General features: G+C 49.6%; 9 protein-coding genes. All 9 read right to left on the reverse strand.

Annotated features, from left to right (window positions below; genetic code table 11):
• Positions 1–11: 11 nt before the first annotated feature.
• Positions 12–944, reverse strand: coding sequence for a flippase-like domain-containing protein (locus K8S15_00335; GenBank protein ID MCD4774480.1), 933 nt, complete (start codon positions 942–944; stop codon positions 12–14).
• Between the two features lie 4 nt (positions 945–948).
• A complete protein-coding gene (locus K8S15_00340; GenBank protein MCD4774481.1) occupies positions 949–1,755 on the reverse strand; it encodes a tetratricopeptide repeat protein in 807 nt (268 codons plus the stop codon).
• On the reverse strand, positions 1,755–3,971 hold the full coding sequence (locus K8S15_00345; GenBank protein ID MCD4774482.1) for a PBP1A family penicillin-binding protein: 2,217 nt from the start codon (positions 3,969–3,971) through the stop codon (positions 1,755–1,757). Before K8S15_00345 ends, K8S15_00340 begins: the two co-directional genes overlap by 1 nt.
• Positions 3,971–5,359: a hypothetical protein gene (locus K8S15_00350; protein MCD4774483.1), complete on the reverse strand. Its 1,389-nt coding sequence runs from the start codon at positions 5,357–5,359 to the stop codon at positions 3,971–3,973. Before K8S15_00350 ends, K8S15_00345 begins: the two co-directional genes overlap by 1 nt.
• Entirely contained in the window at positions 5,356–7,068 is a 1,713-nt protein-coding gene (locus K8S15_00355) for a GspE/PulE family protein (protein MCD4774484.1), read from the reverse strand. Before K8S15_00355 ends, K8S15_00350 begins: the two co-directional genes overlap by 4 nt.
• Positions 7,065–8,351 carry a thymidine phosphorylase gene (locus tag K8S15_00360; GenBank protein MCD4774485.1) on the reverse strand — a complete coding sequence of 429 codons (1,287 nt, stop codon included), beginning with the start codon at positions 8,349–8,351 and terminating at the stop codon, positions 7,065–7,067. The genes K8S15_00355 and K8S15_00360 overlap by 4 nt, the downstream gene beginning before the upstream one ends.
• A 1-nt stretch (position 8,352) precedes the next feature.
• A complete protein-coding gene (locus K8S15_00365; protein MCD4774486.1) occupies positions 8,353–9,426 on the reverse strand; it encodes a hypothetical protein in 1,074 nt (357 codons plus the stop codon).
• 329 nt (positions 9,427–9,755) lie between these two features.
• Entirely contained in the window at positions 9,756–11,693 is a 1,938-nt protein-coding gene (locus K8S15_00370) for a transglycosylase domain-containing protein (protein ID MCD4774487.1), read from the reverse strand.
• Positions 11,694–11,696: 3 nt separating this feature from the next.
• Positions 11,697–12,385: orotidine-5'-phosphate decarboxylase (gene pyrF, locus K8S15_00375; GenBank protein ID MCD4774488.1), on the reverse strand; the 689-nt coding region annotated here is incomplete at its 5' end.

The following is a 12,385-nucleotide window of genomic DNA, read 5'->3' on the forward strand; positions in this document are numbered from 1 at the left end:
GCAGGTGCCGCTCAGCGGTGCCTGCTTTTCTTTTTGATTATTCCAAGTACGATTACTCCAAGCAGTACCGCGAACCAGAGGGTGGCGAAGCGCATGATCAGGGTGGTTACCGCGGCGTCGGGTTCTGACATCGCGCCCGTTAGTATGGCTCCTATGGTTATTTCGGTAAGGCCGAGGCCGCCTGGTATCATTGAGACAGCTCCGGCGATGGTTCCCGCCGAGTGAGCGAGCAGGGCAAGGCCAACCGGAAGCGCCGGCTCGATTCCAAGTGATATGGCTACAAGGCACAGCACAAGGGCCTCAGCGCCCCATGACAGGATTCCAAGCGGAACAGAAATTAAAAGACTTTTGATATCAAGGAGTGATGAGCAGTTTTTGTGGAATTGTTCGAAGTTCTCGCGGTGCTTCTCAACCGGTTTTATCCTGCAGAGGATATTGGTGAGGAATCCGAATGCTTTCTCCCAGAGCAGGAAAATCATTATCGCAAGGACGAAGACTATTCCTGCGGCTACCGCTATCATCGCTCCTTTGTGCTGAACAAGAAGAAGCCCGATGATGGCGATGAATATCATGCTTATCAGGTCGGTTATCCGTTCCGCTACAACAACCGGTGATGTTTTAGAGACCGGAATGTTCCTGCGGTCCCTCAGAAGGTAACACTTCAGGAGTTCGCCGAGTTTACCGGGCGATACTGTCATCGAAAAACCAGCAATGAAAACCGAAAGGCTTTCCTTCCACGGGATATGCACGTTTACTTTTCCCAGGAAATAGTGCCACTTGAAGAATCTCAGCAGGTAGTTAAGTAACGAAAGCGACAGGAAAAGGGGTATCCAGTAAAGGGCAATACCGGATATGGCATCGCCAACTGCCTTTGCGTCGGAGAGGAATACAATAGCCGTGTATACAGCTATAGCCAGGATGAGTGACCAAATCGTTTTTTTCAAGGAATCACTTCTCCGTGGAAGGGCTGACTTTCTTTATCATGAGCTTCAGTTCCTGAGCAAGCCTGTCCATGCCCGGAATGTCCTCAATGAGCTTGAGGGCTTTTGTGGCAAGCTTCGATGATTCGTCCTTCTCTCCCTGCATGGCGCATGCCCTTGAGGCAAGGGCCAGGGCGTTGGCCCTGCTGCTGTTCAGTATGATGCTTCCCGCCGGGATGAGTTCGTACGCTGTCATCGCCTGGACTCTTGCCTCAACGGGTTTCTTCTTCTTTAGGTAGAGCATGGCGAGGTTTGCATGGATGCCGCTTCTGGCCGAACCGTCCCTCAGTTCGAGGGCTTCAGTTAGAAGCTCTTCAGCTTCATCGAGCCGCTCGCCCTGTTCGATGAGCATACCAGCTATGTTCATGTTCATTGTTGGCTTAAGGGAATCATCGCGGCTCAGAGCTTCTCTGTACAGTTCTTCGGCCCTTTTATGATCTTTCCTGCCACCCGCGACATAACCGAGCTGCGCAAGGGCCATGCCACTGTCGTCTCCCTTTTCAATCGCCTGTTTGATAATCAATTCTGCTTCATCGTACTGACCGGCTTTGATATAAAAATAAACCAGCGCATTGGTCAGGGGGTCTGAAACATCCTTCTTTTTCATATTCCTCTTCAGGAAATCGAGCATATCGTCTGTTTTTCCAACTGCCGCGAGTTTGGCGGCTTTTCTAAGCTGGATCTGTTTCCAGGCGCGTGATCGGACGAGGCGCCATGCCAGAAATAGAACGAGCATAATGAGGAAAGCTATTATGGTAAACCAGATAGGTGGCATCAGTTTTCTCCGTTATTAGTGTAATTCATATCAAATTCCGTGAAATCGGGAAGTGTCGTGTCCGGCAGGAATGCTCCGTCTGAATAATCATGAAGAGTACAGTAGTGTTGCGGGGCGGTTCCCTTCCAGAACTCCTCCTGCCTGGCGTATTCTCCACATGATGCGAGGGCGAGTTTACCTGTAATGGTGCAGATGGTCGCGGTTTCAACGGAATTATCGGGAGGGCCCGGAAATGCTACCGTCGAATCAACCGGTATATCCCTGAGAGCATCCCTCATGAAACTGTTCCATACAGGAAGAGCAATACTGCTTCCCGATTGCCCCCTGCCGTTCTGCAGCCTCATTCTTATAACATGATTATCGTATCCTATCCATACGCTGGTAACAATATCAGGTGTGAACCCAACGAACCAGGCGTCCGCGTAATCACTTGTGGTTCCTGTTTTCCCGGCGGCTCTCCTTCCCGAGAAGGGGCCTCCCCAGTACCATCTGCTTCCAGCAGCTGTGCCTTCGCGTACAACCGACTGCAGAATGGAATTTATAAGATATGCTCCTGTCTCGGACAGTACCCTCCTTCCGGAGGAAGGGGTCTGGTTGTCTTCAAGAATGTTGCCGTATCTGTCTTCAACTCTGAGGATGGCTACAGCATCCCTTCCCAGGCCTCCCGTGGCGAAAGGAATATATGCCTGAGCCATCTCAAGGGGGCTGACCATACAGCTGCCAAGTGAAAGCGAATGGACTATCGGGACCCTCGAGGTCAGCCCCATTGCCCTTGCTCTCGCGGCAACGGCTTCAACACCAACCGCCATACCGAGACGAACGGCGGAAACGTTGAAGGAACGGGCAAGAGCCGTTCTGAGCGTGACCATGCCGTGGAATGTATGATCGTAATTCCTGGGGCGCCAGGAACCTGGTGACATATCCACAACAACAGGCTGATCAAGGATAATGCTGCCGGGGGACCAACCCTGTTCTATAGCCTCGGCATAGACAAAAGGTTTGAAGGAACTGCCGGGCTGCCTGCGGGCCTGAACAGCTCGGTTGAATTCACTGTCCAGGAAATCCCGTCCTCCAACCATGGCTTTAATGAATCCTGTAGTGGGATCCAGCGCTACAATGGCTCCCTGTATGTAGCCGGGAGCTCCCGAAGTTGTATCCCGCACAGCTTGCCAGTGAGCGTAGGAGCTTTCATATCTGAGCCTTTCAGAATTGCTGACAAACTCACCCGTCTCGGAATCCCAGACAGGTTCCTTCTCTGTAAGAATGCTGTCCAACGCGTGTTCAGCCTTAACCTGCATATCCGGATCGAGGGTTGTGTATACGGTAAGGCCCTGTTCGTAAACGGCTGCCCAGCCGTACCTGTTCACCAGGTATTTCCGGACGTACTCCGAGAAATAATTCCATTCCTGCTCGATCTCGGGACGGTGAATTTCCACGAACAGGGGAGTATCTATGGCTTCTTCCGCCTGCCTTTCGGTAATGTACCCTTCGTTGGCCATCACCTGGAGTGCTACGTTCCTCTGGATCATACACCTTTCAGGATTCTGCAGAGGGTTGAAACCGCTCGGATTCTTAACCATTCTCACGAGCATCGCCGATTCGGCAAGGGAAAGCTCCGCGGCTGTTGTACCGTTGAAATATGTTCTGGCAGCTGCCTCAATACCGTGAGCGCCTGAACCAAAATAGATCTGATTCAGATACATCTCAAGGATCTCACCCTTATCGAACTGCCGTTCGATTTCCATAGCGATAAAAGCTTCCTGGATTTTTCTCTGAATGGTTTGATCGGGCACCAGGAAAAGCCCCTTCGCGAGCTGCTGTGTAATTGTACTAGCTCCGTGCCTTTCACCGGTTCTTATATCGTGTAATGCCGCTCTTGCTATACCTCTGTAGCTTACCCCGTTGTGTTCGTAGAAAGTTCTGTCTTCGGTAGCGATGAAGCCATTGATTACCCAGGGCGAGACTTCTTCCAGCGTAACGGGGTACCTGTTTTCAACGCAGGCCGTGGCCATAAGAGTACCCCTGCTGTCGTATATCTGGGTTGCGGATGCAGGTTCATGACCCCGAAGACCGGCGACAAGTAAATTGCCTCTGGCTTCACTGAAAGCTGAACTGCAGTTTCCGTAAACACTGTAGGCAAATCCAATGCTGAAAAACAGCCCTGTAATACCTGCCAGAGAAAGCCAGTAAAGAACTACAATTACCTTTTTCTTCATCAGATCTGTTCCCCAGTCAGGGATGTATCTTCATCCATGGTTCGAATCCTTCTGAATAGCGGGGCTCCCTCATCGGAATAACCGAGGAAATATTCGTACCCGCCCTCAACTCCGGTAAAGGTCACTTCGCGACAGCCCCGCCTCCCCGAAGGCTGGGAGATGAAATCAGCGTGGTAATCGCTCTCGTAATTCTCATAGGTTCTCCATACGAGCCTGTAGCCTGAGAGTGTACCTTCAAACATGTAGAGATTACCTGCCCAGTAAATCACTCTTTCAGGATCGTTATCTCCGTTTAGCTCTACTGCCAGAGCCCTCCAGACTGCAACTCCAATATCGTTGTCCATCTTCTGCTCGAGCTGATGAGGATCGAGATCAATCTCCATCTGAGCCAGCGGCTCATTGGAACCGGAAGTCAGCATTACAGGATATGTCCGGGACAATGAATCCCTGGCTTCCACCAGATCGCTCAGTGAGAGGAAAAATTCCCGGAATCCAGCCAATCGTTCTTCCTCTTCCGATATGTCCGGCTCGTTCCAGATACCTCCAGAGTAAAGCCCCTGCATCGCTTCATGGCGCTGGCTTAAAACGGATTTGGAGATGTAAGCCATCTCCTTCCAAATGTTTACGAGGGTTATCAGGTCGGGTGGAAGGCCTGCAAAACCTGTTTCAGTTCTATCTTTCATTATCTGGTATTTAGCTGATCTTCTGATATTGCTTACTGCCAGCACGGAATAGCTCTCAGGCTGAAGGTCGAGGATGAAATCGCGGAAATCCGTGCCCGATTCAATCGCGGCATTAAGGGATGCGAAGCTATGAACTGAATCCATAACGCAGTCATCGTACAGCATTCTGACAATGTGCATTTCCCTTCTGACATGAGGGTATTGAAGTACGAGATCCGCCAGTTGCTCTATCGTAAGTGAATCCTCGATATCCTGGGGCAGCTCCGTTCCGAACCCGTCAATAAGCCAGGCATCATCGGAAAGTAAAAAATCGATCCGGTTTATTGCGGGCATTTCCATTCTTCTGATGGTGCAGTAATAGGAAGTTCTTCTGCCTTCAAAGTTCTCCTGAATCGCTGTCAGGCGGCCGCCTGCGTCAAATGCCCTCCATCTTCCGAAGATCTGCTGCGGGGAAAGGCTGTCAAGTGGAAGTGAATCAGCGAATTCCTCGGTAATAAGTTCGAAGCATCCGGGATTATTCATTCCAAGTCTGTTTGAAAAGTCAAGAGCCACTTCCATAGGGCCATCGGGCATTACTATCACTGAATCGCTAACATCGGGAACAACAATATCGCCGGTGTCCGTATTTACAGGAGCAGGCTCATTTCCACAGGCAATGGTTAAGAGAATCAAGGCTAGAATACTTATTAATACCGGGTTTTTCATTCGACCCCCAATGTAACTTTCAACATTTCCTCCGGAGTTGTAATCCCCTCGCGAACCTTTGAAAGAGTATTGGTATGAAGGGTTGTCATCCCCTGTTTCACCGCTGTCCTTCGGATTTCATCAATGGATGCCCCGTTCATAACCGAATTGCGTATCTCCTCGGTCATTTCAAGAACTTCAAATACTGCAATTCGCCCCTTGTAACCGGTACCGCGGCAGTTTCTGCAGCCCTTGCCCCTCTTCAGGACAACACCGTCCTCAAGACCTATGGATTCACGCAGTGACCGCGAGGGAGTGTATTCCTCGCAGCACTTTTCACATACTCTTCTTACGAGCCTTTGCGCTACCACCGATACAAGGGTCGTGGAGAGAAGATATGGCTGTACTCCCATGTCTATCAATCTTATGGCGGCGGAAGCGGAATCGTTCGTATGAAGAGTGCTTAGAACCAGATGGCCTGTAAGGGCACATCTCATTGCACTTTTTGCTGTTTCCTTGTCGCGAATTTCCCCTACCATGATTATATCAGGATCCTGCCTGAGGATATACTTCAGTGATGTGGAAAAGGTCAGATCAATTGCCTGCTGCACGGCTATCTGGTTGAATTCGTTGGTGACGAATTCGATGGGATCCTCAATGGTGGTGATATTCTTCTCTTTGGTAGCCAGAGTAGTAAGTGATGAATAAAGAGTAGTGGTTTTACCGCTGCCGGTTGGTCCTGTAACCAGAATGAGTCCGTTAGGCCTGCTTATTGAATGCCTGTACCTGACCAGATCATCGTTATCGAAACCCAGCATCCCAAGATCCTGCATAAGTAATGCGGGATCAAGAATTCTCAGAACAACTTTTTCGCCGAATGCAACCGGAACGGTTGAAGCCCTTATCTCAACGGGCTTTCCCTCGAAGTGGGTTCTGATCCTGCCGTCCTGCGGCTTTCTTTTCTCAGCGATATTCAGCCCTGCTATCATCTTGATCCGTGACAGAATAGGCAGGTGGAGCTTCTTGGGAATCTTGTAGATGTCGTGAAGAACTCCGTCTATCCTGAGTCTTACAACTGTTCCCTTTCTGTGGGGTTCAAGATGTATGTCGCTGGCTCTTTCCTCAAAGGCGTAGTGCAGAAGATGGTTGACGGCATTTACAATCGGACGGTCAGTAGGCTCGACTTTCTTGTCTGTTTCACTGGACACGTATCTCTCAAGATTGCCGAGATCAACTCCGTTCTTCGAATCCATCTCTTTGACAGCTGCGGTGATTGATCCGTGAAGCCCGTAAAACTGCCTGATAACCCTCGCGATTTCAGACGGCCTCCCTACGAAAAGCTCTATATCCCTGCCCAGCATATGAACCAGGTCCTCAAGCGGTCTTGTGTCCACAAGGTTGCTTGTAGCCACTTTCAGGGAATTGTCAGACTCATCGAATACTACAAGGTGGTGCTTCTGGGCGAATGCCCCCGGCAGGAGGTCTGTGACAACCTGATAGTCAAGCTCAAGAGGATCAAGGATCTTGTAGGGAAGTCCGACAAGGCCGGCAAGGAACTTGTAAAGGAGTTCCTCGGGAACGAGTCCACGGGCAACAATTATTCCCAGAAGGTTATCGTCGGTAATGTCATCGTACCTGGATAATCTTTCGAATCCATTATCCGACAGTATCCCTGCGTCATGCAGATTTTTCGGAAGTGTGTTCATATCTATTTTAGGTAAGGTTTTCATATCACTTTCCTGACAAGAGGTTCAGCAGGCTGATCCCAGTCAGCTGCGTCCGAGATTCTTTCCAATGCTGTTTCCGCGTCTTCCCTGGATTCGGCATGTACCAGCCCAAGTATATCACCTTCGGTTACATCTGTACCACCCGGGATAAGCTGTTCCCAGCCAACATCCGGCTGTATTTTCTGGTCCATGCTGTATCTTCCCCCTCCGAGGTTTCGAACGGCTTCTCCAATTACGTAAGCGTTAATTCCATTCCAGTAACCTGAACGTGATGCTAAAACCTCCCTTTTTACAGGCGCTTCCCGGAGGGACGCGAAGGCCTCAAGATCACCGCCCTGAGCTTCTATCATTGTAACGAATTTACTCAGTGCAGAACCGTTCGCTATCAGTAATTCGCAAAAACTTACCGCCGATTCTGTATCGTCATAACGGGATGGATAAGCCTGGCATAGCATAGAAGCGGTAAGCCTTACCGACAGTTCCCTTATATCATCCGGCCCTCTGCCTTCCAGAACGTCAAGTGACTCCTGTACTTCCAGAGCGTTGCCCGTTTTCATGCCAAGAGGATAATCCATGGATGTGATAAGGGCTTCCGCCTTTACACCGATATCCCGTGAAATCGCTGTAAGCTCCCCGGCAAGTTCTTCCGCCTGAGAGAGATTTTTCATAAAAGCGCCTTTACCTACCTTTATATCGAACACAAGTACATCGGTATTCTCAGCCAGTTTCTTACATAGTATACTGGCGCTGATAAGGGGAATTGACGTGACGGTGGAAGTAGTATCCCGCAGAGCATAGAGCCTCCTGTCAGCGGGAGCCAGTTCATCGGTCTGGCCGCTCATGGCAACTCCGTTTTTTTCAACCAGCTCAACAAATTCAGCAAGGGGTAACTGAACGTTCATTCCCGGAATCGATTCCAGCTTATCCAGAGTACCCCCTGTATGCCCCAGGCTTCTTCCGCTTATCATCGGTATTCTAAGTCCGGCCGCTGCGGCCAGCGGGGCAAGAATAAGTGATACTTTATCACCCACACCGCCGGTGCTGTGCTTATCGGCAAGAGGAAGGCCTTCGCTCCACTTGATAATTGTTCCGCTGTCCCTCATCGCAAGGGTAAGAGCAACGGTTTCATCCCGTTGAAGACCCTTTATGTAAGCGGCCATCAGCCAGGCAGCAGCCTGGTAATCAGGGATTTCGCCCGAACCTATCGCTGCCGCGAATTCGTAGATATCGATTTCAGGGATCCTGATGCCATCTCTTGTAGCAGCGATGAGATCGGTGATCTTCATCCTATTTCTTCCAGATTAACCGGATCAGAAGTACCAGTGCTATAACAAGAGAGGCAATTCCGCCAATGAACATCCACTGTTCTTCCTGTTGCTGGAATACTATGGCCGCGACACCTGCGGCTCCAAAAAGGACTGTAAGCATTATAAGAATGACGGTTGATTTACTGGACGGCATATACTCCTCAAGGTATTCACTGATGAACATAGCGCCATCCGGCAAATCAGGATGCCTGATTTCATCGAAGCTGTTAACTCTTTTTCTTTTAAGAAGAGAAAGAACTTCTTGGGGATCCGTGAAAACGTAATCCTCACCGTAAGCTGTAGTGATTTTAAATGGCTTTTTCTGTTCGATACCGGTGGTGTCATCAACGGTTTCTACCGTATCCTTAGCTTCGGCTTCTTCTCTCCGTTCGGGACTGTCAGTCTCTGGAGGCTCCGACACGTCATCAGTTATTGGCGGTTCAGTTCCCGCAGCTTTTGAAGGTGGTTTTTCCGCCACCAGAGAGGCTTCTGTGGGCCACAGTTCCTTTTCAAAATACCCGCACTCCGTCACCAGTTGCCAGTCTTCGCCCTGAATTGAAACATAGGCCTCCATTGGAACTCTTGATTCCTGAATCCATTTTTTAAGGTTATTCATGTCACCCGGAATAAAAGTTCTGCCGTCAAAACGAACCCTTAACGGCTTTTTCTTGGGGTCATCGGGCACCCATTCCCGCAGATAGGGTGAGAGTTCCGGAGAAGCCTTGCCCAGTATTCCACCGGGTGGCGTTTTAGGGCCTTCGATCTGAACATCGACGGATAGCCTGCCATCCTTCGCCCATTGAACAATGGAATCCCAGTCGGATGCAACGTAGGTTTTTCCACCCATCTTGATCTTCCACCAGTTTTCCGGATCAAGCAGAATGTTAAGCTCATTGTTGGCGGATACGGGTATCCATCTCTCCGTTCCAGCTATCCTGTAACTGTCATCGATTGAAATTCTGTGTTCCCGTGCCCATCTGAAAAATATCTCTCTGCTGCCTGCCCTGTAGGTTTTTCCATCATGTCTGAGTTCAACAGCCTTAACTTCGCCCATATCAACCCCCTGTTATCGAGTTGTAAATACACCTAAACGTATACTAGCAATAATACTCCCAATATGCATCTCTCACCAGCATTGAAAACCAAGAGCATTGGGGTCAAATCTTTACTCTTGACAAATAGCACCAGGAATTTAGGGTCAAATCTTTACTCTTGACAAATAGCACCATCAATCGGAAACATAGCCGGATGAAACATCTTTATCAGGGGATCAATTGATGAAAAACTATCTGAAAGGAGCAATCTGCCCTAATGTGTCAAGAGGAAAGATTTGACCCCAATGCTCGCAATCTGCCCTAATGTGTCAAGAGTAAAGATTTGACCCTAAATTCCTCTGAACATTATGGAATCTGCCAGGGCCCTGGTGGCTGAGTCCGGATCGATCCAGCCTCTGTTTTCCGAGATGTTTATCAGTCTGTCCAGGTAGTTTTCCCAGCATAGCGGCACGCTGTTGTTTCTGAAATACCTGTAGTAAAGGGACGGACCCGGCAGTATTGAGACCAGGTAGGCTACCTGCCTTGTTGAGAGTTCCCGAAAATCCCTGCTGAAATAGTATCTGGCAGCCTCCTGGAAACCGAACACATCCGGTCCCAGTTCAACAATGTTAGCGTAGATTTCGATCATCCTGTTCTTGGAAAGATACACTTCAAGCCTCCAGGTCAGAAATACCTCCTGCATTTTCCTCGCGAAGGTCTTCTCCCTGCCAAGGAATAGGTTCCGGGCAAGCTGCATGGTTATCGTAGAGCCTCCCCTGGTAAACTTACCGCTTTTCATGTTCGCCCGAATTGAATTCCTGATGTGATAAAGGCAAAAACCACTATGGGAACGAAAAGTGGCATCTTCAGCACACCTGAGCAACCCCTCAAAGGATGGATGAAGTGAGTCGAAAAGCACAAATTCTTGATTCTCAAGTGTATCAAGATATATTCTCCTTCGGTTGCCCCAGCTGTCACGCATAAGGCAGGACCCCCTGTTTCTGAGCTGACCTATGGAGATTGGGCTGGCCTGGACACTAAGATCCGATACATCCACAATAGCCTGAAAATCAGAACTGTCGGGAGTTTCCCAGTCAAGCACTACGAGAACATCAAATGAAGCCTCTCCTCCCAGCTCAAGTCCTTCCAGGCTGCCGAGGAGTTCAGATGGAACCGATGATGTGATATCCTCACCGGAAAGGGATTCGCTCCAGAGTCGAAGCGAAAGTCTGGGGTATTCATCGAAGCTGCCATTCAATTCGAAATTCACCTGCTGGTTTCCGAAAACAACAGTACCCGAATCGATACGCACATCCCATGAGCTGACACACACCATCCCTTCGAATCTCAGCGCCGCAGCGGTATTCACCGTATCATCAGCCAAGCCTGGTGAAAACATCCTGATGGAATCAAGCATGGCATTAACGGATACTCCAATAGTATCGAAATCCGTGAATTCCATAGTGAAGTATCCTGCAGGATCAAAATCGATGTAAATATCACCCAGAAGAGCAGCGGACTGGGCAACAAGGACATCTCTGACGTTTGAAAGATCGGTGGAGAGACATATTTCCAGCGAACCCGAAGAATCGTTAAGCTCAAAATACACCTCCGCCGATTCGCCATCAACTTCGGTTATCAGCCCTTCTGCGGATAGATGATCGCTTCTGGAAGCAGATACGCAACCTTCAAACACCAAATCCCGGAGCATTTCAGGCACGTTTATAAGACCTGCGGGAAGCCTGTCGCAACGGAACCAGTTAACATGAATACTGTCCTTTTGTGAACCGATGAACACTTTTCCCCTGCCCATTCCCCAGCTGGTCTCCACCATCAGCTGCAGCGAATCTCCAGAAAGTCCACCGGAGAAAGAACCCGATATAACTGCCGTATCGCTGCTGCTTACTACTTCGAAGTTGTCGAACCTTCCCGGGGGAATGTCCCTTCGGCTGGAAGGGTTCACATCCGTGCCGCTGCTTCGGCCAATTCTCCAGTTTCCACCATGCACCAGAATACTGTCAACGCGGGGATTAAATGGGCTGCCACTCCAGTATATCACTGCTCTCCGTACGAAAAAATCCTTTTCGGGAAATCTGATGTCCTCAAGCAGAAGCACGCCTGACGTAATACTGAAATCACCAATTGAGACGGATGAATCGATTTGTTTTAGAGCTGAATGAACTGGCAGCGAAGCGATTGCGTCAATTCCGAAGAGTATGAACAGGCTTGCTGAAATTGCTGAAGCGGCCAGTATCCCTGCCCTGAGCAGCCCGTTCCTTCGGCTCAACTTTTACCGATTGTGCAGAGCCTGTGAGATTTCATCGAGGATTGATTCGGCTGCTCCGCGAGGATTATCAGCCTGTGTAATCGGTCTGCCCACAACAAGAGAGGTTGCGCCAGCCATGATTGCGTTAAAAGGAGTTGCCGTCCGTTTCTGGTCATCCTTCGATGCTCCCGAAGGTCTTACGCCCGGCGTTACAATCAGGAAATCCGGACCTGTCGCCTCCCTTACTATGGCGGCTTCAAGGGGAGAGCATACAACACCGTGAATACCGGCTCTCTTCGCTGACACTGCCATCTTTTCAACAAGATCCGCAGGTTCTCCTTCGAAACCGAGAAAACAAAGATCTTCAGGCGATAGACTTGTCAGAACTGTTACCGCGAGTATTCTTGTTTTACCTTCTACGGCATCGGCAGCCGCTTTCATCATTTCGAATCCACCGGAAGCGTGGATATTAATAAGTTCTGGCTCGTAGCAGCATGCGGATCTTACCGCGCCAGCGACTGTAAAGGGTATGTCATGAAACTTGAGGTCAAGAAACATCGGAAAACCGGCTTCCCTGATTTCCTCAAGGAGAGACGGCCCCTCCTTCACAAAAAGCTCAAGGCCGACTTTAAGCCCGACCGGGAGACCTGCCAGCTCTTCAAATAGTGCTTTCATGTTCGCCATCTCACGGCTGGTCACAGCTACATATAGTC

Source organism: Candidatus Aegiribacteria sp., assembly GCA_021108005.1.
Lineage (GTDB): Bacteria > Fermentibacterota > Fermentibacteria > Fermentibacterales > JCC-6 > Aegiribacteria.